Source organism: Halobacillus kuroshimensis DSM 18393 (assembly GCF_000425705.1).
Lineage (GTDB): Bacteria > Bacillota > Bacilli > Bacillales > Halobacillaceae > Halobacillus > Halobacillus kuroshimensis.
The window spans coordinates 208,871-230,558 of record NZ_AUDY01000009.1 but is presented as its reverse complement, the minus strand read 5'-3'; the positions used below and the strand labels follow the sequence as shown (position 1 = coordinate 230,558).

Sequence of the window (21,688 nt, the reverse complement as noted above, 5' to 3'; positions counted from 1 at the left end):
CCACACACTTTCTTCTCTATTGGTTTTCGTAAAATTCATCCAATACTTTCTGAACTTCCTCGTCTGCGTTTTCCAGCGCTTCCTCTACACTCGTTTCATTAAGAAAGGCTCGGTTGATGTTGTCACCGAACTTCTTCACCCATTCCGACCAAACCGCATTGACGTCCAACGTACCCGCATGCTCAAAGCTGTCCAGGAATGCCTGCTTATTGGCTGGTTTGTCCCCGGATCCTAAGAACAGGTCAGAGTTCGCGACAGATTTCTTCACAGGCACCGCTTCACCTAAAGCCGCCCATTCTTTTTGCACTTCATCTTCCTGGACCCAATACTTCACCCATTCCCATGCCGCTTTCGCTTTTTCATCGGACGCACTATCACTGATAACCCATGAGTTAGCGATGGTCGGTGAGAACCTCTCTCCATCAGGACCCTTCGGAAGCACCGTTACATCATAATTCACACCTGTTTCATTAGCGGCGAGCGTCCTTGCATAAATCCCGATCCGCATCGCTGCTGTTTCACTAGGGAATGGAGACATCGGACTTTGAAATGCCTGAAGGTCGGAAGGGTCTGTGAAAATTCCACGTTCCATTCCATCGACGATATAGTTGACCGCTTCCTTGTTCTCTTCCGAATCAACAATCGAGTTCCGTAAATCTTCCCCGAGTACGCCTCCACCATAAGACTTCATCACAGGCATCCAGCCTTCTGTAATATTGAAGAACGTTAAACCATACTGCTTCACACTATCCGGTTTGAACGAAGCATCATCTGCTTTTTTACCCTCCGTATCCATCGTCAACTTGGCACCGGCTTCTTTCAGGTCTTCCCACGTCCAGTTTTCGTCTGGATAATCAACACCCGCTTGATCGAACATGTCTTTGTTGTAGAAAAGGGCACCGATCTGTATTCCTTGAGGGACGCCCCAATACTTTCCATCTGAGTCTTTATTGAAATCCAAACCATAGTATTCATCTTTGTTTAAATCTTCATTGATCCACTCCGTCAGGTCCTTCGCTGCTCCACGTTCTGCATATTTCTGTACGAACACCCCGTCAGACAACCAGACATCAGGTGCGGTTCCTCCTGCAATTTGAGTATCCAGCTTTTGAAAGAACTGTTGATACGGAGCATTCTGCGTGTTGACCTTGATGTCGGGGTGTTCCGCCTCAAACTTCTCGATTAGTTCATTCATTTTCTCATCCGCACTGCCTGAGGAATAAAATCCTAACGTGATTTCCGTTTGATCAGAATTCGCACCGGCTTCACCACCTGATTCATCCGAGCATCCTGTTAGAATGAACACAAAAGCCATAATAAGGACAGAAATCTTCAACCACTTGCCTGCCATCTTGTTTCCCCCTTTACTCTTGTTATCGCTTACAACCACTATTCTAAAGCGATTGATAAAAAATAAAAATGTCATTCCATTTGAAAGTTTGTGTTTTTTTCAATAAAATTATAAATATTCAGAATATTAACCAGGAGGAGGTGAAGCATGAATTTTTCACTGTTGAAAAAGAACTCGATTCACACGAAGCTTTTTATGATCATTCTTGTGTTTGTATGTATTCCCCTGCTGATCCTCGGTTTCTTCTGGTATGGAAAATCAACGAAAACGATTGAAAATAACGCGGTCCAAAACAGCCAGCACCTTCTGGCTCAAACGAATGAATACTTGGACTTTTACTTGAATGACTTAGAACAGTCCACCGCACCAATCGTTTCCATGTCACCAATTCAAAGATACTTGGATTTATCCCCCGGTTCCACCAGCCGTTATGAACGGTTTACATTGGATAAGGACATTAAAGAAGAGGCCTTTTCCAGTATTTTAGAAGGAAGGTCGGATATTTTTGGTATTTCCCTCATCAACAAATTCGGAATGCAGATCAACAATTACAGCCAAGTCAATCACTTCCTGAATATGGACCGGATCCGAAATAGAAATCAGGAACTTCTGGAACAAACCGAACAGTTGGACGCTTATCAGATCATGAATATCGACTTCATCCATGATACACCTGTATTAACCGTCGTCCGCAAAGTCTACGATGTTCAAACCTTCGAGACTTCCGGTTTACTCATCATCAATCTGCGCCTCAATCAAATCGATAACATTATCAATGAAGTCACCGAAAGCCACTTCAACCGTGTCTGGATTGTCAATGAAAATCATAAAATCATTTTCCATCCTGATCAGACAGAACTTAACCAAACCTTTGATTATGAAGAGAATCAGACGGAAAGCCAGAATTTCCTGATCAACCAAATCGAAGACAAACGGACCCTCATGGTCATGAATCGATCCGATCAGTCCAACTGGACGATGATTGCCAATGTCCCGATGCAGGCTGTCATGACCAATTTGATGAGTTTCAGGAACCTTACCATATGGATCGGCCTTGCGCTCATCGGTGTAGCCTTACTGTTTGTCGGAGGCTTCTCCTTCTCTTTGACCTATTCATTGATCAACCTGCAGAAGCTTATGAAAAAAGCGCAATCCGGGCGATTGAAATTTAATAAAATCAAACCTCTCCGTTTTTATCGTAATGACGAAGTCAGTGACCTGTATGACAGCTTTTACAACATGACAGACGAGCTTAATCGACTGATTGAAGAGGTCCACCACTCGAAGTTGAAGGAAAAGGAACTGGAAATCAAAAACAGGGAATCGGAGCTGAGAGCGATGCAATCACAGATCAACCCGCACTTTCTTTACAACACACTTGAACTCATCAACTCCCATGCCATTATTGAAAATCAGTGGATGATCAGTCGGATGACGACCTCTTTAGCAGACATGTTCAGATATAATGTCAGCAATTCCAAGAAAGTCGTCACCCTGAAGGAGGAAATCCAGCAGATTCAGTCGTATCTTGATATTCAACAAGAGCGCTTCGAAGACTTAAACGTCGTGTATGATTTCAAAGAGGAGGACATGAAAGAGGTCCTGGCTGCACGCATCACTTTACAGCCAATTGTGGAGAATGCTTTCATCCATGGGTATGAAGATCACGGATCAGCTCCCTCTTTCATTGGCATTTACGGGAAAAGAAATGAACACGGTTACTCCTTGTATATTGTAGATCATGGGAGTGGAATGGACCGGTCAACGAAAGACACCTACAATCAGGCTTTCCTTACCAATGAAACCTTGGATGAGAAGAAGACGACGAAGAGAATCGGTATGAATAATGTCCACAGACGTCTGCACGCGACGTTTGGACAACCGTATGGTTTAACTATTGAGCGATCCAATGAGAAAGGGACGGTTATCGTCATCACCCTGCCCTATCTGACTCATGAAACGAAGAAGGAGGCTTGACCATGTATCAAGCGATTACTGTAGATGATGAGAAGTTGATTAAAAGAAGCATCGCTGCGTTGATCCGTGCGAATGACACAGGATTTGAAATCGTTGGAGAAGCGAAGGATGGGTGCGAAGCGCTGCAATTGCAGGAGGAAGCCAATCCAGACCTGGTTATTACGGATATTCGTATGCCGAAGATGAATGGGTTGAATTTTATCAAAAAGGTGAAGGAAAGAAACCCGCATACGAAATTCATCATCATCTCCGGATATGACGAATTCGAATATGCGCAGACAGCGATTCGTTATGGGGTGGTCGATTTCCTGCTTAAACCGATCAAGCCGGATCAATTTTTATCTTCGTTAAGGAAGGTTTACCGGCAGCTGGAAAATGATCACACGTCTTCCAAACAGCGAAGCGAATGCTTGCTTATGATCAAATCGTACGCAGAAAGTCTTGGTGAACACCTTTGGTTGCTGGAGGAGGATCAAGTCTTCCAGGCAACAGAGGAGCTATCAGAGAAGTTGAATCACTTACAGGTCCATCCAGACGTGATGCGGGGGATGTACTCAGATTTAACGGTGTACTTACAGGGGGAACTGGAGGTTCATCATTCACCTTTTCATTCTCATCCGTTGTTCACTGATGTCGATTTTTCACGGGAAAGGATAGAAATGACGGCCGAACTGAATCGTTTGTGCCACGCTGTTCTAGAGGAAATCAAATCCTTCCGGAACATCGGCCATCGAAACAGCATTCGGACGGCTGTTCGATATATTGAAGCGAATTTCACAGAAAAGAACCTCACGTTAAGTGAAGTGGCGGATACGATCCATATGTCTTCCTCGTATTTCAGTATGGAATTCAAATCAGAAGTCGGTGTGAGCTTCAAGCAGTACCTGACGAATTTAAAAATAGAGAAAGCAAAAGAACTGCTCAATAATCCTTTATATAAAACCTATGAAATCGCTGAAGATCTAGGTTATAGCGACTATCCTCACTTCACGAAGACTTTCAAAAAACAGTTGGGAATGACACCGACCCAATACAGAAAAAGAAAAGGAATCAGTTGAAAATCCTGTTTCGCAGCGGGAAAATCCAAGCTTTTCAAACCGTTCAGCTACCCCTCAAGCGGTCCGGAAATGAAACGCCTCCTGTGGTAAAGATGTAGATGATCTGCAAGTTCCTGAAAGTTTACACGAAACCCTGCAGGAGGCGAAAGGATTCCTTTTTATAAGAACGTAAAGAAGAGAAGTTTTCTAGACTTTAACGATCAATTGATCCTCGGCATCACTACTGCGCTTAACCAAGAGCACATCTCCAGTCATTTGTGTACCGGCAAATTGAAAGCTCTTCGGCCCATCATGGGAGAATAACAGGACCTCGCTTTCTTCTCCCCTTTTTACTTCAAAGGCTGTCACCTCATCCTTCGACATCTTCTCTGAACGAGTGTTATAAACGTCCAATTCAAGGATCTCCATGTCTGGGTTTTCCTCATCACGATAGGGGTTCAGGATGGCTGCGAACGTCGTCTGTCCGCTCCCTTTCTGCCGATTCACCATTTTCATAGACTTCGATTTTTGGTTGTAGTCTCTGGAAATCCAGCAGTCTTCTTGAGTCATCGAGACACCCTGAAGATAGGTCATGTCCAAATGCCCTCCCTCTCCCCCATGGATTTGAATCCTACGTTTGGAAGAGTCATAGTGAAGGCTGGTATGTTCAGCGAAATGGAAGTGCTGTGCAAATTCATGGACATGCTTGGACTTGAACGTATCGACCAGCACCCAATAATGAGGCTTGACGAACAGTATCTGCCGCTTGACCTGAACAGGGTCTTCGAGCCTCAAATATCCATTGTGACCACTCTGGACGTAATCGAATTCCTTATTCCCTCTCCAAAAGCTGTCCACAGGCTGGGCGACATCTTCCCAGTGCCATGAATCTAGATAAGTGGAAATCGAGCGTCCATCCACACTGCACGTGTTGTGCTGGAAAGACTCCTTGAAATACTGCCGATATTCATCCTCCTTGTACGTGTACCGCCCTGGATCAATGATCATATCCAATCCATGAACAATTAAATCGAAATGGAGAAAATCATCGTGGCCGTGGGCTCTGATAATGTCCATATGACCACCATCAAAAAGGAGGTAATGGTTGTCCGGAGACCATCCGCTCCGCATGATACTGTATCCACTTTGCTCCAGATGGGTCGACTGGAAATCGGGTTCAGCTGCTTCCAGTCTCTCATACACATCAAAGCCTTTTTTCCCGTAATACCAAATGCCTTCATAATCCAGGACATCATACCCCTGATGCTTTAAATCCACCCTTTCATACAACAGGGAACCGCGGCTCAAAACATCTCTGATGTCCGTATGATCACTGTCACTCGTCATCGGCTGATAACCACTCGGCTTCACAAAAGAAAGCGAAGCTGTGAACATTCGGTTCAACGCATCCTCCATGATGTCCGGAATGGACCGTTGATTCTTTCCGGCCAACAGGACCGTTTCAAATAAACAGTGCAGGACTTCATGATGATACATCGGACTTTGTTCATTGTGCATCCCATCTTCAAAAACTTGAAGATGACACATCGCAGCCATTCTCTCCACAGCCAGCTGCATCCATTGATCTGAACCTTCTAGCTGTGGAAATAACAAAGCGATTTGAAACAAGCCATTCGTCTCTAAAAATCCCCAGTTGCTCTGTTGATCATGAGCCGTATAGGCGATACTCAAATATTTCCCATGAAGAGCAAGCGCCTCCTCAAACAGCTTTTCTTGCGCTCCCCCCCACTCCTCAGACTCCCTGACACAGAAATACCCTTTGATCCAGTTACAGATCCGGATGCCGCTATCGAGCTTCCTCCAAGTATCCTTGACATTATAATGACGGGGCCGACTTTCGAGTATTTCTTCTTCTGTCAATGGGTTCTGACGGATCCAGTCTTTCATCAGCCGGATGTAATGACTCGCAAAGCCCTCCTCTCCGGTTAACCAGTAGGCCTGCCCGAGTTCTGCCATGAAGCGCGCGCGGTTCAAGTTCACCGTCCACTCAAAATCATCCTGAAACTGGAACGTCCAATCGATTTCATTCGGGAAAGTGACCGGTGTTTCACAGCGCTCCATGTCCCAACGGTGAGTAAATACAAACGTGTTTTCACTGGCAAGACGAGCCCGTTCGATTACTTCATCTGCTTCTCCTTTCCAGTATTGGAGAGTCAGATCCCTGATTTCATTGCGGTCTTCACGCGAATAAAAAAATCGTCGTACATCTGTGGATGGATGGTTTCGTTTTTCATCTGTCGGCATTATAAAACCCCTGATTGAATGTGATTTCTTACAAATGCATCATCATGTAAATGTGGGTAGTTTTCATAAATCCGATCAATTTCTTTTTCCTGCCCCGGACTGAGCTGCTCGTGTTCCATCAGACAAATGCGTTCCCGCAATAAGCCTTGACGCCTCAAAATTTCATTGATCCCTGCGATACTTCCTTTGAAGCCATTCGCCGCATCAAAAATAGCTGCATTCGCATCCGTCAGTTCCACACCTGCCGTTAACAACTCAGCAGGAACGAGCCCTTGCTGTTTCGCTTCTTTTGCTTGCTCAAGCAGCGTGACCGCTTTAGAGGTCCACACCGCCCACTGCCCAAGCAGCCCGCCGACAATCGATTTTGCTACCACTTTTCCATCGACTGAAAATCGAAAAGTCGTCAGAAGATCATCCACAATATGGTCATCATTCCCTGTGTACAAAGCAATGTCATCCCTTCTTTTCGAATGGCACACGGCCCTTACTACATCAATGGTTTGATATCGGTCAAAGGGAGCAAGTTTAATGGCACACACCCCCGGAATATCGGCAAAAGCACACCAGAATTTATAAGAGAAGACACGTCCACCGACGGCGGGCTGCAGGTAAAAACCAAAGACCGGCATGATTTCTGCAACGGCCTTGACTCTTTCTAAATGCTCTTCTTCATTTAAATGGGAAAGCCCTCCCATGCTTACAAGCGCAAGGTCATACCCCAAACCTTTAGCTGTTTCCGCTTCCTCCCGTGCTTGTTCCACCTCTCCTACAACGCCTGCCACTTTAATGAACGAGCGGGACAAATTTGCTTGGTCGATTTCTTCAACGGCCAACCGCAGCACCGTTTCGTACAAATCAATGCTTTCGTCCCTGATTTCGAATTGAGTCGTATGAACACCGACCGCGACTCCACCTGCCCCGCATGAGATATAATAATTCGTCAAAGCCCGCTGTCTTTCTTCGTCCAGCGTACGATCCTTGCGCAAAGCAAGCGGGTGGGCCGGGATGACCGTCCCTTCATGCAGCAACGTACGAATGGAGGATGATAAGGTCTGCTCCATTAGTATTGCCCCTTTCGTTCTTGAAAGTGAGTCGGTTTATCCAGCATCTGCCCCTGTCCTTTCACCCAATCTGCTGTCCAATCCAGCATTTGACGGATGCCGATGTTCGGGTATCCGAAAATCTCATGAGCTCGAGAAGCATTGCTCAACAGGGCCGTTTCCTGCTCCTCTCCAACAAAAACCGGGTGTCTGTGGAGCTTCTCACCAAGTCTCTCCGCGAGCCAACGGACAGATAGTGTCTCCGGCCCCGTAAGATTCAAGGTGACGGGAGGAGAATCACAATGTAAAAGGGAACGAATAGCTGCCTCGTTCGCATCCCCCTGCCAAATGACATTCACATGGCCCATATTTAAATCGATTGGAGTGCCTTCATTCACCGCCTTTGCGACTTCCAATAAAACACCGTAACGCAGATCAATGGCATAATTCAGACGCAGGTGTAACAAAGGTGTTCCATATTTATGGGAAAAATGAGTGAACACACGCTCCCGTCCCAGAGCGGATTGGCCATACTCGCCGACCGGTCCCGCAGCATGCTCCTCCGACGCCCCGCCATGACCGACCGAAGTCTGAGGGTACACATTCCCCGTAGAAAAAGACACGATCCTGGAATTCTTGAACTTTTCCGCCACTCTCCCAGGTAAATAAGCATTCATCGCCCACGTGAAATGTTCATTCCCAGTGGTCCCGAATTTGTTCCCTGCCATATATATGACATTTTCTGTCTCAGGTAAGGCCTGAAGTTCTTCCTCTTTCAATAAATCCGCAGCGATGGTCTCAATCCCATGTTCATGCAGCTCTGCTTGCAATGTTTCATTAGAAAACCTGGAAACTCCTATCACCTTTTTCTGCACTTGGGCCTGGTCCATTGCATTTTTAGCAAGTTTCGCTAACGTCGGTCCCATTTTTCCGCCTACCCCTAAAATCAACACATCTCCCTCAATTTTCGTTATATCTCCCACTAACGCTTCTGATGGCGTACACAGGACTGATTCGAGTTCTTCTATCGTTTCCACATTGAAACCTCCTCATAATAGTTACTCCTCTTATAAGAAAGTTTAGATAACCGCATGTGTTAAAACAACGACTTAAATATGTCCCTTTTTATTCAATGAAGAAGCCCTGGGGCGTCATAAAAATCCCCCTCATTCAAAATGAGGGGGATTACTTCATTACTTAACCGTTATCTTTTTTTCATAGTATTTAACATACCAATCAGCGAATCGCTGCAAGCCAGCTTGGATGGTAGTCTCTGGCTTAAAACCTACAGCTTTTTGGAGTTGTTCGGTTGATGCGTAGGTCGCTGGGACATCACCTGGTTTTATAGGTTCATATTCTTTAATAAACTCTATCTTTTGACCAAGTGCATTACTTAAAGCAGTTTCCAAAGAGTGGATGAACGTCATTAACTTTTCAGGGCTGTTGTTACCAATGTTGAAGACTTTATGTGGAGCTCCCTCTTCCTTACCAGGTTCATTGCTTAATAGACGCTCAATACCAATAACGATATCGTCAATATAGGTGAAGTCACGATATAAATCATTTTCAAAGTCGCCATTGTTGAAAATCTTAATTGGTTCTCCGGCGAAGAATTTATCCGTAAAGCCGAAATAAGCCATGTCCGGTCGTCCCATAGGGCCGTAAACGGTAAAGAAACGAAGACCTGTTGCAGGTATATCATACAAATGGCTGTATGTATGAGCCATTAGTTCATTAGACTTTTTCGTTGATGCATATAGAGATACAGGATTATCAACAAAATCTGATTCTTCAAAAGGCACTTTCTTATTGGCACCATACACAGAACTCGAAGATGCATACACTAAGTGATCGACCGGATAATGACGGCAGGCTTCTAAGATATTGTAGAAACCAATCATATTACTTTGGATATAAGCATCTGGATTTTCAATAGAATACCGTACCCCTGCTTGGGCTGCTAAGTTCACTACAATCTGCGGTTTGTGCTCTATGAAAATATTCTCTAATGCGTCTTTATTAGAAATATCCTCTTTAATGAACGTAAACTTTTCAAAAGGGTCTAATGACTCAAGACGAGTGTGTTTAAGGTTAACATCATAGTAATCGTTAATGTTATCCACGCCAATTACTCTACAGCCTTGCTCCAGCAATTGCTTAGAAAGGTAATAGCCAACGAATCCCGCTGCACCGGTAACTAAATAGGTTTTATTCGTATCAAGTGGTTTGTAGCTCATGATTACGCTCCTTTGCAGACAACTCTCTTTGCCCTGGTTCACGTCCGATGGAGTGATACTCTACTCCAGCACCCTTCATTTCTTTCACATCATAGACGTTACGTCCATCATATACTAAAGAAGTTCTCATTAGATTCTTATATTGTTCTGGAGTTAACGCTTTTACGTCTCCCCACTCTGTAAAGACAAAGCAAACATTCGCATCCTTCAGAGCTTCCTCCACGTTTTCTACATAAGTGATTGTACCTTTTCCGTTTTTACCTTCTGGGAACACTTTTGCAAAGTTTTCTGCTCCTACTGGGTCGAAAGCAAAAATGTCGGCTCCTTGTTCCAATAGAAGAGGAACATTTTCAAGTGAAGGTGCTTCGCGCAAATCATCCGTGCCTGGTTTGAAGGTCAATCCCAGCACCGCAACTTTCAATCCATTAAATGTAATAAGGCGATTGCTCGCTTTCTTGTAAAGCACCGTTTTTTGTTCTTTATTAATATCAATAGCAGCTTTTACCGTTTTGAGCTCATAACCATTCTGTTGAGCCAAATAGTCAAGGGCTTGTGTATCTTTAGGGAAACAGGAACCTCCAAAACCAATTCCAGCGTTTAAGAACTTAGAACCTATACGTTCATCATAGCTCATCCCTTTTGCTACATCTTGAATGTCTGCTCCCACTAGTTCACAAAGGTTAGCTATATCATTCATATAAGAGATTTTCAAAGCTAAGAAATCATTCGATGCATACTTGATCATCTCTGCCGATCTTCGATTAACAGATACAATTGGAAGATTGAAAGGCTTATAGATTTCTTTAAGAACGTTCTCAGCCCATTCTGTTTCCGTGCCTAGGATAATTCTCTCTGCATGAAGTGTATCATGAACAGCAGAGCCTTGAGCTAGGAATTCAGGGTTGGATGCAACCTCTACATTTACATCGTTAACCAGAAAATCTTGAATGAATTGTTCAACTTTGTCGTTCGTTCCTACCGGTACCGTGGATTTAACAACAACCAAGCAATCTTTTTCTACGGATTCAGCGACTTGTCTAGCGACTGTAGCTATGTATGATAAATCTGCAGATCCATCAGGCTTTTCTGGTGTCCCTACTCCAAGAAAGACTGCATCTGCATCTTTGTATGCAGATTTATAATCGGTCGTATACTGGATGCGACCTTCCGCATAATTTTTTTGCATTAGTTCTTGCAATCCTTCTTCATAGATCGGAGACACTCCAGACTCCATTAATTTCACTTTATCTTTGTCAATGTCTACACATGTTACCTGATGACCCATTTCTGCGAAACAAACTCCTGCGACTAAACCAACGTACCCTGTTCCTGCTACTGCTATCTTATGCATTTTACTGCCTCCTAAATTTTCCTATTTACATATATACCACTTATAACCAATGGTGTGAACGGTAAGCAACTAAAGATTTCAATACTTATACGTGTGAAGCGTAACACTACAAATATCTTATAAATGTAAAAAGACAACATTAGTTTATTAATTGAATTTTGTATTAGAAAATCTATTATGGAACATTTAACCCATTGCCCAATATTCAATTAGAAATTTTCAATACTGAAATCGTTGAATTTTCCTAAAACCTTTTTATAGCTGAGTCTAATATTTTTTGAGCTAATAAATATTGAGTAAAGTATACTAGAGACATCGATGCACTATATAAACCAATTGCCCAATAAGGGTTTAAAGCCATATATTTTGTTATTCCGAAAACAATTAAAACACTAACTAGTCTAAATATATTTAATAAAAGCGCTATTCTTTGCTTTTCAAAAACATCAAAGATGTTACTAATTGGTTTAAATACTAATCTTGAAAAAACTGAAAGTGATAATAAACTTGCGTAAACTCCTGCCTCACTCCATTGGTTTCCAAATACAAAAGAAAATAGATAGGGGCCAAAAAGAACGAGCAAAATTAGTGGAATTATTCCGATGAAAATTAGATTTCTCAATAGCTTGTGTGAAAGTTTTTTTAGTTTAGCTGGGTTAGTTCCCCTTAACTTTGCAGACTCTGCATAATACACATCACTAACAGAGGCCCCAATTAAAGTCATCGGTATTTGAACCACACTATTTGCCAAACCAAATAGACCAACTTCTTCTGATCCATATATAGAAGTAATAAATAATACAGGGAGTACAATTGTTATATCTCCCAGATATCTTCTAGGTGTTGTATATAGGGGGAATTTATTATAACGCTTAGCAGCCCATAATAAATACCTTTTTTTAATTTTATTAAATAACTCTTTTTCTCTTCTTAATAATGGACTCATTAAGGTGGATATACCTGAACTTTGTCCAACCATTTTTCCTAATAAAAGGCCAATCCCTCCTACGCCAAGGGTTCCTAACCCTATTGTAGTAATATTTTGTAATATAGCCTGAATATATTTGGTTTTTGTAATTCCTTTAAATGCTTTTCTTCTAATAGCCCATTGTTTTAAAATATTATATACTCCTAGTAAAAAAAATCCTATTGGTATTAGGAGTTTATAATCTATAAGAGTTTCGTTATTTAACATTATTAAGATAGGATCACCAACAAAAATAACCAATACAACTAATAAAACAAAGGATATAGATAAAATAATTAAACTTAATCCCAGTACATTTATAGCTTTTTTTTCATTCTCTGCTATAGGAATTGCTAATTCGTAGTTCATTGAACCCAATATACTTATTAAACCCAAAACTGAAACGTAAACAGCGAGTATTCCATATTCTTCAGGGGAGTAAATTCTTGTTATTATTGGTATTAGAAGAAAACTCAAAACTTGTGCAAAGGCTGTACCGCCTGCAAGCATGAAAATATTTTTTCCAAATTCACCTAACTTCATTTCGTTATTAATCCACCCATAATTATATTTTTAACTCGAAATATTCTTTTATCTAACTGAATTCTAATCTATTCAGTCTTTCTAAATTTATCCCTTAATCTTATTATTGTTATTGTCAATCATGAGTAACTTATAAATTATATTCAAACTCCGTTTTTACAATATGCTTTAAACTTTCAAGATAATTATTAAACCCGCAGTTATCTTGAATGTGTTTAATGGCATTCCCCCCATAAAATCTTATTGATTCAGGGTTGTTCACTAAATATGTCAATTTATTCGCAAGGTCTTGAGCACTATTATTATCAAAAGTTAGACCTGCATTTCCCTCTGACACATAAAATGCTGTTCCGTTATTGTCTGTGCTAATAGTGCATAGACCATTCGCCATGGCCTCAAGAACAGATATACTAGCAACTTCTTTTTTACTCGGTAGAACAAAAATATCATGTTCTTTGTATAATGGTACCATTTGTCGATATGGTATATTTTTCAATAGTGTAAAAGTATCTTGTAAATTCTTATCTTTAATCATACTAGCAAGGTTATCGAAATAATCTTGTTCATCCTTATTTGATACTTGCCCAATAATAGTTACGTGAAAGTTCTCTTTTTCTTTCATTAAAGAAACTGCCTCTACTAAAATTTTATGATTTTTATAATTACGATATTTTCCCACATCTAAAACACGAATAATTCCACCTGTACCATATTGTTTCTCTCCTTCTAAAACATTTGCTTCTTGTACAAATGGCGCGAAATATGCGTGGTGATTCTCATGAGATGGATATGATTGGGTTGAGTCGCTCAGTAAATTAATATATTTTACTGGAGAATATCTGACTTGAGGAAATGCAAATTTAGATAACAGTTCCTTAAACCTTTTCCCCTTCCATTCGTAAACATTTATTGGTTTTTGGTTATATAAAATCACTTTATTTATCCCCAATAATTTACAACACATATACACAATTCTTGATTGCCTAGACCTTTCACGAATTATCACAATATCCGGCTTGAGGTTTATCAAATATCTTAAAACTTGAATATATCCTGGCTTATAATTACGAAGCATCCAATTTTCAGCATATACCTTCCCCTTGCGTTTGAGAATCATATAATATAAAGCTTTAATCTTAAAAGTGGGTTTTAATATATCAGGTTTTAATGCTTCATAATTTTCAGTTACTCCTTTATACATAACAAGAAAACGAACATAATATCCATTATTTATTAATCCTTCTGCAATTGGGATTTGATTAGTGTGATATCTTGGGGCAACATATAAAATTCTCAACATGGATTCCTCCTATACTCAATTGGTATTTGCATTGACTTTTCAGAAGTTCTAACACTCTGTACATATATCAAAATCAAGACCCACACCATCATAAATTTTCTAGTATAGTAAGTTACTTGCCAATATTCTAATACGATCATGACTATTGTTAATAATAGTAAAATATTAATCCGATTTTTAGCTTGATTGTCTGCATATCTTCGGCAAAACCATAGAGAGAACATTACATATAGATATTTCATATAATAAATAACAAAACCAATCCATCCACCGCTAACAAGGATTTCAAAAAAGTTACTATGTGAATAATATCCACCACTGTTAAAAATATAACGGAAATTATCTAGTCCCCATCCAGCAAATGGTCTTTCTGACAAAGCAAACTTTGCTGTTTCAATTAAAGATAACCTTGTTAGCATTGAAGCGTCATCAATATTACCTTTATCACTAGTTATATATATCACAACACTCTCAAAACGATAACCCACAATTGAATATAGAGTTGGATTACTAATAGTTATGTAGTAGCCGATAATACATAATATTGTTACAATAATTATATAAGAGAATAATTTTAAAATATTTTTAGAACGTTTATTAAAATAAAACCAACCTAACATGGCTATTGGAACAAATAGAAAAGCTTTTCTAGTACCAGCCGATAAAAGCGCAAGTAACAACAAAACAAATACTAGCCAAAACTTTTTTTTATCTTTCTTATATACAATAGTTGCCAACACCATACAAATACCTGCCATCCATCCAACGCTGATTGGTGTAACTCCTCCTATTTGGACTCCACCTATTTCTATTCCGGTACCACTCCTACTTTCAAACAGAGTTCCTGCATCAATAATCAAATTAATAACAATTGCCCCAAAATAAGACAAGAAAAATAGTTTTAACATATGTTTAAAATTGTTTTTTAAAATCGCATAATTATATAACATAATGTATACTAATGTACATATAGATAGCGTATAAATCATATCTATGGAGGCACTTTGATCTACTGATATATCACTTAGAACCTGAAATATGCAATACCCAATAAAAATTATTTCTAACACAAAATAAAAAGGAAGTTTGGCTATGCTACCTCTTAAAACGATTAAGAATAAACATATACCGATAAATAAAAACATCGTAGAGCGTCCAAGGATTGAACGTTCTGAAAGAAAAGACATCACCAAAAACAGACAAAATAATACATCCGCTATGTTTTCTACACTTATTTTGTTACCTAGAGATCTCATAAGTTATCGATCCTTATTATTTTAAAATTTGAAAAATGTTATCAATTTGGATCCATTATTTGAACTTACCTGTCACTTGTTTAATTTCACACCTTATTTGACTTCACAAACTTGATATATTCTATCCACTTCTCTGAAACAACATTTGTGTCCAAGCGATCTCTAATTTTCAGAGCATTCAATCCTAAATTTCTAGCTAAACTCTTGGATTTTGCTATTTTACTCATAGCTTGTGTCATAGAATCTAAATCTCCTACGGGTACTAATAAACCGTTTACACCATCATCTATTAACTCTGCAGGTCCTCCAGTTGGACAATCTGTAGAAATGACCGGTATTCCCATAGCCATTGCCTCTATTACTACATTAGGCATTCCTTCATAATCCGAGCTAAGAACAAACATAGAGCCACCACTAATATGCTCTAATAAATCTGCTTTTCTCCCCGGAAATTGAAAGGAATCTTGTGGTAGTAGCGACGAAGCAAGGTCCTCTAGCTCATTTTTCAGTGCACCATCTCCATAAATTGTTAGCACATAATCGTTATTATTTTTATAAAATTTTGCAAAAGCCCTAATTAATAGTGGAAAGTTTTTTTGCTTATCTAACCTCCCAGCCCCAATTATTTCTTTTCTTTTTTCTTGGTTAATAGAAGGAATTTGTTTTAAGTCTAATGGGTTTGGTAAGATTATACTTTTTTCTTTAATCTTATCAGGAAAGTAGTTAGCCGCATCTTTTGTTTGAAATATGAAACCATTAGCAAACGGGTAAAATAATTTTCTTAAGAAACGGGTTTCTTTTTTCCAAGGCATAACCCAAGGGTTATTTCGTTCAGATATTATAACAGGTACATTAATACCTAATAGAGAAGGGATGACATATATACCTATATCTTCCGGAAGAGCCAACACTACATCCGGCTTTGAATCTTTAACAAGCTTTCTAACTTTCTTATACCTGAGAAATTTGTCTAGTAATTTATTCTTTGTGACCTCTCCTATAGGATATATTTTTGCTTCCTTAGGAATATCATACAATATATTCTCATCATCAATAGTCAATATTTCACATTTTATCTTCATTTTAGTGAAGTGTTTAACCAGCTCTGCAATTACACGCTCTGCTCCACCAGCCCACATACTCCTAGTAACAAATAAAACTTTCAATAAATTTACCTACCTTCTTGCAAAAATAAAAGTATAAGATTTACCTACCTTTAATTGTGTTTATTAGCTTAGTTACATCTAAGTATCTTGACTTACCGAATGGTTCTTGAGAGGCTCGTACAAACTTTTGTTTTTTTGCAGCTTCTATAAATATCATTGACTTTAAACTAGGATAATCATTAGAAATAAAACAAACTTTATTCTTATATGTAAGGTTGTCGAATTTTTCTAAATGTTCCTTTGTGCACTCATTTTGATCATTAAACTTGACTAATAGCTTATCCCAATTAATTCGGTTACATCTTTTATTCCACTTTTCATAAGCTTCTTCCTCACTAGTATAATGAAGAAAAATGATTTCAATATCCTTTAATAAACCAATAGGGTACTCTCCAAAATTTTCACTATTCTTAAGAGTCTTTAGATGACGCGATTCATTCGGATTAATAAAAGTCAACTCTGAATTTATATAATCTCTCAAATTTGATATAAATTTAATATAATCTTCTGCCATAAAGTACAATCCAATCGTTGGAGAATTGTATGCTAGTCCATAGCTTTGATAGATAAACCCTCCCCAGCAATTATTTGAAATGATCGTAAAGTCAGCACTAGTCAAAAATTTTTTTCGTATATTTGCAGTTTTTTTCATATATTTTCTTCTAAACCTTAATTTGATACCCTCAAAACTCACCACACTTTCACTCCTTTAATTGATTAGTCAGAAAGAGGTTATATAAATTTTGTAGATCCTGTGCATTTTCTTTAATGTTATATCCTGCTTCGGTAATTTCGTATAAGCTTTTATCATTTGTTAATCTACTGTTCATTATCTCAGTATCATTAATAATTTTTGCCCATGTATCAGCTTTCTTTTCCAATGGAATAAATTTAATTAAATCAGTTACCCCTATTTCTTGTGTTATAACATCAGAGACAAAACACGGTAGGCTTGCTGATTGAGCTTCTATTAAACTTAATGGTAATCCTTCATATCGAGATGGCATTACTATTGCATCCATCACTTGTAAAAGTTGGGGTACTTCTCTAGATTTCCCAGCAAAAATAACAGCATTATTTAATCCTAAACTATCTACCTTTTTTTCAATCTCTGTTCGAAGCCCACCATCACCAATCAATAAGAGTCTATATGATTTATCTAACTTGTATAACTCGAAGAAGACATCAGTTAGAAACTCATGATTTTTTTGATAATTGAATGCACCAACATTTCCAATCACCTTACATCCGACTAACCCATATTTTTTTCTATAATTCTTACGATCCTCTTCATTAAACTTAAATCTATTAACATCAATACCATTATTAATAACCGTAAAAGGTTTTCCTTTATATAACCATTCCCCTGCTTTGACACCACAAGCAAACCCATTTGTATAGTTTTTATCAAAAGTCCTTCTCAAGAGCTTGTGGACCACTCTATGGTTTGTTGTTGTATTATGACTATGAGGGATACGAACTTTTGAACCACCTCTTTTTGCTGCAACCATCTCCATAGCTAATGTACTACTATTACCATGAGCGTGTACTATATCGTAATTATTTCTTTTTATTAAATTTGTCAACTTTCTCATATATGATAAGGGATTTTTGTTACGCCCCTGAATTATAAAGATATTACTTCCTTGATTTTCAATTTCTTTCCTTAACTCAATTTTTAATATGTTGGGGACTGCAAAATCAAATTGCATATCACTTTTATCCATTGCCCTATAGTAATTTAAAATTACATTAGTGATTCCGTCTAGTTCAAATTTCGTTGTAGCAATTATTAAAACCTTTCTTTTATCTGTTTGCACTATTAACACCTACTAATCAGGTAATTTAATCCATTGGCCCATCTTTTCATTAAATGATTTTGGTGATATGTTACCAAACCCAGCATCACTCATAAACGTTATCTCACCAAAGTATAACCTCTCATTCATTATATAAAAATCAACTCTAGCATGTGGAAATGGTTCGGATAGTATTTTTGCATAATTCAGCATCTCTTCGTATTGATCTGGCTTTTTAAATTCCTTTTCTTCATCAAGTGGAAAGTTAATTCTAATATTACGTAATTCCTGCCAAGTATCATCATATACTTTTCTTTTATGTGTGGTGAATCGGTCAGTGTCAATAACAGTAACTGGCGCCCCATTTATACCCTCTACACTATTAAAACAAAACACTTTATAATCAACAGGTATATTTAAATGATCATCTGATATAAATTCCTCAACAATGATCCGTGGTTTGATAATTCCATAAAACCATTCCCCATAGCACGGTAAGTACTTTTGTTTGAGCCATTGGTTTAATCTTTTTATAGTTCTATTTTTATCTAATTCATTTTTATTTTTACATATTATATTATTTCCTGAACCATGTGTAACTTTTATAACGAATTTTTGAGGTAGGTTCTCAAAAGGAATATCTTCGGCGTTAAACCCTTCCCATAATAGTTTAGTTAAAATTTCGCCACATCCTTTTTCTTTTACATACTGCCTAACAGTATATTTATCAGCGCAGAGTGGCATTAATTCATTTCTATAGTTTATCTTCATCCAATTTAGCTTTTCATTATATGTTTTAGGATTGTCTATATTTAATTTTGAGAAATATTTCATAAAATATAATGTTTTTAACCCGATTTTAGGATTAATTTTGTACAGAAAATTCATAGGTGTTAATACTATATTCTTAAGAGTTTTATCCATATAAATGTCCCCCCCTTTTTAATTACCAAATTAATCCTGTAGAGCTTTTAAGTTTTCAACTTCAGTATCCATTGTTTCATTTTCATAGATTTTTGTATCGACCAGGAACCTATACCAATAACACTCAAAGTAATGATAAATGTACCCTTCTCTTCCATCTAAGAATCCTAATCTTAGATAATAATTATATATAAACCATAACTTTGCTCTTAAAAATCTAGGTGCTTTATAATAGATACCAAACTTCTTTTTCCTAGTATTTTCAATTTTTTTATCAGATTTAATATTTTCTGTGCTACCGTTCTTAAAGGCTAAATAATCATGCATCTCTCTGGTAGCATACCAGTTATATTTATTAATGAAACTTTTAATATCCTTAAAATCATAGTGTAAAAACCTTTCATTTACGGATATTGATTCACCTTTATCAAGTACAGTATGAGCGTCTCTTTTCCGATCCTCAATCCTTCCAATACCTCTTTTAAAAATCATTAGTTTTCTTTTTTTACTAGCTCCATATTTTAAACGTTTTCCTAAAAAGTATAACCATGCTTCCATTGTAATACCGTTAACGTTATCCTCAGCATGTTTAACCATGATTCTCTCACAAACTTTACAAAGTTCAGGAGTAAATCTCTCGTCAGCATCCAGACGAAGTATCCACTTAGATTCAATATTCGTATTATTAATTCCCCAATTAAATTGTTGTGCATAATATTGAAATTCATTAGTAAAAACTTCTGCCCCTTTAGATTTGGCTAGTTCTACAGTATTATCTGTACTACCACTATCAACAACAACAATTCTATGAGCAAAACCTTTTATTGAATCTAAACAAGCTTCTATATTCTTACTTTCGTTTTTTGTTAATATAATTGCAGTTAAATCGGCCATTTTTTCACAGTCCTTACTTAATGAGTTTAAGTGTTCTCAGTTAACTTTAGAGATTCCTTGAAATTCCTAATTCTATATTCGGAAGAGTAAAAGCTCATATTCTTATCATATACTAAATCCCCAAACAATTTATTGCATAATTTACTTTTATTACATGAGAACCTTATTAAAGGATTAAATAGTTTAGTTAAATGAACCTTTCTCCCATGAAGCTTTGAAATTTCCAAAACTAATTCACTAGTATTAACATATTCACTGTTTTGAGGGAAATATAGCCCCTCTTCTTTATTTTCTATAATTAATCTTATAAACTCACAAAGGCTATCAATATGAAGCATACTACGTTGATTATTTATATTAGGAAAAATGGGGGTTTTTTTAGCTAATCTTGCTAGTCTTGGATAATTACCTTTTGAACCTCTTCCATAAATCATAGGAGGCCTTATAACGGCTATATTAAAAGCGCTATTACTTAAAGTAACAATACTTTTTTCTGCTTGTAGCTTACTATCTCCGTAATAATCACTGGGATTTGGCACAGTATCCCTGTCAATAACAGTATTCCTCTGAACATCACCATAAACAATAATACTACTCATAAAGATAAATTGGCTAACACCTTCATCCTTAGCTTTCTTAGCAACTTCAATAGTTAAATCACGGTTTATCTGATAATACTTTTCTTTCATTCTAGGATCGGCAGATACATGGGCTATACCTGCTAGGTGGAGGACCACATCATATTTGGAAAAATCCCTTCTCTTCCAGTAATCATCTCTTACACTAATTGTTTGTGTAACATATTCTCCTTGACTATCTTCTAACCATTTCACTACATTTTCGCCTATGTAACTAGTAGACCCAGTTATAAGTATTTTTTTCATTTAGATATATTCCTCTTAGTATTATTTGTGTCAGTTTCTTCGTTGGTATCTTTCTTACCTTCTATTACACCCTTACTTCTTAAAACAGTAAGTATAGTCCCAAAGAAACATTTAATATCAAACCAAAAATTTAATTTTCGAACATAATCACCATCTAATTTAGCTTTTTCTTCAATAGAAAGTTCATCTCTACCTTTAATTTGCGCCCATCCAGTAAGCCCTGGTGGCACCTCGTTTGCGCCATACTTCTCTCGTTCAGAAATCAAATCATATTGATTCCATAACGCCGGACGAGGACCGATTACACTCATATCGCCTATAAAAATATTCCAAATCTGGGGTAGTTCATCAAGAGAGGTCTTTCTCAAAAACTTCCCTACTTTTGTAATGTAATTTTCTGGATTTTTCAGTAAGTGCGTCGGAGTATTATTAGGGGTATCTACTCTCATTGTACGAAATTTTAATATATAGAAATACCTGCAGTTGATTCCAACTCTTTTTTGCTTGAACAATACCGGTCCTGGTGAGTCAACTTTAATAGCAATAAATAGAATCAAGAAAAACGGAAAAAGAAAAGCAAGACCTATAATGGATAGCGTAATATCAATTAACCTCTTAACAGCTAGATACAATCCTAAGACACTCCTTGAAAGTTTTTAGTGAACTAGAACTTAGTTGGCAATTATTAACCTTCCAC

Annotated in this window: 18 protein-coding genes; 2 read left to right on the top strand and 16 right to left on the bottom strand. The window is 37.9% G+C overall.

The features are described from left to right. Window positions 1-16: 16 nt before the first annotated feature. Window positions 17-1,351 carry an ABC transporter substrate-binding protein gene (locus tag H615_RS0109150; protein ID WP_027954869.1) on the bottom strand — a complete coding sequence of 445 codons (1,335 nt, stop codon included), beginning with the start codon at window positions 1,349-1,351 and terminating at the stop codon, window positions 17-19. A 147-nt stretch (window positions 1,352-1,498) separates the two neighbouring features. Between H615_RS0109150 and H615_RS0109145 the strand changes: the two genes are divergently transcribed. Then, entirely contained in the window at window positions 1,499-3,328 is a 1,830-nt protein-coding gene (locus tag H615_RS0109145) for a cache domain-containing sensor histidine kinase (RefSeq protein WP_027954868.1), read from the top strand. 2 nt (window positions 3,329-3,330) lie between these two features. After that, window positions 3,331-4,386: a response regulator transcription factor gene (locus H615_RS0109140; RefSeq protein ID WP_027954867.1), complete on the top strand. Its 1,056-nt coding sequence runs from the start codon at window positions 3,331-3,333 to the stop codon at window positions 4,384-4,386. A 186-nt stretch (window positions 4,387-4,572) separates the two neighbouring features. Here the strand turns inward: H615_RS0109140 and H615_RS21115 are convergent, their stop codons facing one another. The 15 genes from H615_RS21115 to H615_RS0109065 all read right to left on the bottom strand — a co-directional run bounded on the left by H615_RS21115 (window position 4,573) and on the right by H615_RS0109065 (window position 21,623). Continuing rightward, a complete protein-coding gene (locus H615_RS21115; RefSeq protein WP_051254645.1) occupies window positions 4,573-6,630 on the bottom strand; it encodes an alginate lyase family protein in 2,058 nt (685 codons plus the stop codon). Next, window positions 6,630-7,691 carry a dihydrodipicolinate synthase family protein gene (locus H615_RS0109130; RefSeq protein ID WP_027954866.1) on the bottom strand — a complete coding sequence of 354 codons (1,062 nt, stop codon included), beginning with the start codon at window positions 7,689-7,691 and terminating at the stop codon, window positions 6,630-6,632. Before H615_RS0109130 ends, H615_RS21115 begins: the two co-directional genes overlap by 1 nt. After that, window positions 7,691-8,707 carry an NAD-dependent epimerase/dehydratase family protein gene (locus H615_RS0109125; RefSeq protein ID WP_027954865.1) on the bottom strand — a complete coding sequence of 339 codons (1,017 nt, stop codon included), beginning with the start codon at window positions 8,705-8,707 and terminating at the stop codon, window positions 7,691-7,693. Before H615_RS0109125 ends, H615_RS0109130 begins: the two co-directional genes overlap by 1 nt. 156 nt (window positions 8,708-8,863) lie before the next feature. Continuing rightward, window positions 8,864-9,907 (bottom strand): GDP-mannose 4,6-dehydratase, encoded by a 1,044-nt coding sequence (locus H615_RS0109120; RefSeq protein WP_027954864.1) that lies wholly within the window; start codon window positions 9,905-9,907, stop codon window positions 8,864-8,866. Beyond that, window positions 9,888-11,258 carry a UDP-glucose dehydrogenase family protein gene (locus H615_RS0109115; protein ID WP_027954863.1) on the bottom strand — a complete coding sequence of 457 codons (1,371 nt, stop codon included), beginning with the start codon at window positions 11,256-11,258 and terminating at the stop codon, window positions 9,888-9,890. Before H615_RS0109115 ends, H615_RS0109120 begins: the two co-directional genes overlap by 20 nt. Window positions 11,259-11,502: 244 nt before the next feature. Beyond that, the gene (locus tag H615_RS0109110) at window positions 11,503-12,768 is read right to left on the bottom strand and encodes a lipopolysaccharide biosynthesis protein (RefSeq protein WP_035531768.1); all 1,266 of its coding nucleotides are present in this window, start codon (window positions 12,766-12,768) and stop codon (window positions 11,503-11,505) included. A 130-nt stretch (window positions 12,769-12,898) separates the two neighbouring features. Then, on the bottom strand, window positions 12,899-14,068 hold the full coding sequence (locus H615_RS0109105; protein WP_027954861.1) for a glycosyltransferase family 4 protein: 1,170 nt from the start codon (window positions 14,066-14,068) through the stop codon (window positions 12,899-12,901). Beyond that, complete coding sequence (locus tag H615_RS0109100; protein WP_027954860.1) at window positions 14,062-15,324, bottom strand: O-antigen ligase family protein; 1,263 nt, start codon at window positions 15,322-15,324, stop codon at window positions 14,062-14,064. The genes H615_RS0109105 and H615_RS0109100 overlap by 7 nt, the downstream gene beginning before the upstream one ends. 86 nt (window positions 15,325-15,410) lie before the next feature. Further along, window positions 15,411-16,490, bottom strand: a complete 1,080-nt coding sequence (locus H615_RS0109095) for a glycosyltransferase family 4 protein (RefSeq protein WP_156896467.1) — start codon at window positions 16,488-16,490, stop codon at window positions 15,411-15,413. A gap of 40 nt (window positions 16,491-16,530) precedes the next feature. Beyond that, window positions 16,531-17,187 carry a DUF1919 domain-containing protein gene (locus tag H615_RS21110; RefSeq protein WP_027954858.1) on the bottom strand — a complete coding sequence of 219 codons (657 nt, stop codon included), beginning with the start codon at window positions 17,185-17,187 and terminating at the stop codon, window positions 16,531-16,533. A gap of 4 nt (window positions 17,188-17,191) precedes the next feature. Beyond that, window positions 17,192-18,310, bottom strand: a complete 1,119-nt coding sequence (locus H615_RS0109085) for a glycosyltransferase family 1 protein (protein ID WP_035531764.1) — start codon at window positions 18,308-18,310, stop codon at window positions 17,192-17,194. Between the two features lie 12 nt (window positions 18,311-18,322). Then, a complete protein-coding gene (locus tag H615_RS21105) occupies window positions 18,323-19,213 on the bottom strand; it encodes an ATP-grasp fold amidoligase family protein (protein ID WP_051254644.1) in 891 nt (296 codons plus the stop codon). 30 nt (window positions 19,214-19,243) lie between these two features. Continuing rightward, a complete protein-coding gene (locus H615_RS0109075; RefSeq protein ID WP_027954856.1) occupies window positions 19,244-20,107 on the bottom strand; it encodes a glycosyltransferase family 2 protein in 864 nt (287 codons plus the stop codon). A 26-nt stretch (window positions 20,108-20,133) separates the two neighbouring features. Further along, on the bottom strand, window positions 20,134-20,991 hold the full coding sequence (locus tag H615_RS0109070; protein ID WP_027954855.1) for an NAD-dependent epimerase/dehydratase family protein: 858 nt from the start codon (window positions 20,989-20,991) through the stop codon (window positions 20,134-20,136). Further along, on the bottom strand, window positions 20,988-21,623 hold the full coding sequence (locus tag H615_RS0109065; protein ID WP_027954854.1) for a sugar transferase: 636 nt from the start codon (window positions 21,621-21,623) through the stop codon (window positions 20,988-20,990). Before H615_RS0109065 ends, H615_RS0109070 begins: the two co-directional genes overlap by 4 nt. Between the last annotated feature and the right edge of the window lie 65 nt (window positions 21,624-21,688).

Bases quoted from the DNA above. Each gene is read 5' to 3' on its own strand.
- H615_RS0109110 (WP_035531768.1), bottom strand. From the start codon at position 12,768: ATGAAGTTAGGTGAATTTGGAAAAAATATTTTCATGCTTGCAGGCGGT.
- H615_RS0109145 (WP_027954868.1), top strand. From the start codon at position 1,499: ATGAATTTTTCACTGTTGAAAAAGAACTCGATTCACACGAAGCTTTTT.
- H615_RS0109115 (WP_027954863.1), bottom strand. From the start codon at position 11,258: ATGCATAAGATAGCAGTAGCAGGAACAGGGTACGTTGGTTTAGTCGCA.
- H615_RS0109075 (WP_027954856.1), bottom strand. From the start codon at position 20,107: ATGGCCGATTTAACTGCAATTATATTAACAAAAAACGAAAGTAAGAAT.
- H615_RS0109070 (WP_027954855.1), bottom strand. From the start codon at position 20,991: ATGAAAAAAATACTTATAACTGGGTCTACTAGTTACATAGGCGAAAAT.
- H615_RS0109105 (WP_027954861.1), bottom strand. From the start codon at position 14,068: ATGTTGAGAATTTTATATGTTGCCCCAAGATATCACACTAATCAAATC.
- H615_RS0109130 (WP_027954866.1), bottom strand. From the start codon at position 7,691: ATGGAGCAGACCTTATCATCCTCCATTCGTACGTTGCTGCATGAAGGG.
- H615_RS0109100 (WP_027954860.1), bottom strand. From the start codon at position 15,324: ATGAGATCTCTAGGTAACAAAATAAGTGTAGAAAACATAGCGGATGTA.
- H615_RS0109150 (WP_027954869.1), bottom strand. From the start codon at position 1,351: ATGGCAGGCAAGTGGTTGAAGATTTCTGTCCTTATTATGGCTTTTGTG.
- H615_RS21115 (WP_051254645.1), bottom strand. From the start codon at position 6,630: ATGCCGACAGATGAAAAACGAAACCATCCATCCACAGATGTACGACGA.
- H615_RS0109120 (WP_027954864.1), bottom strand. From the start codon at position 9,907: ATGAGCTACAAACCACTTGATACGAATAAAACCTATTTAGTTACCGGT.
- H615_RS21105 (WP_051254644.1), bottom strand. From the start codon at position 19,213: ATGGATAAAACTCTTAAGAATATAGTATTAACACCTATGAATTTTCTG.
- H615_RS0109140 (WP_027954867.1), top strand. From the start codon at position 3,331: ATGTATCAAGCGATTACTGTAGATGATGAGAAGTTGATTAAAAGAAGC.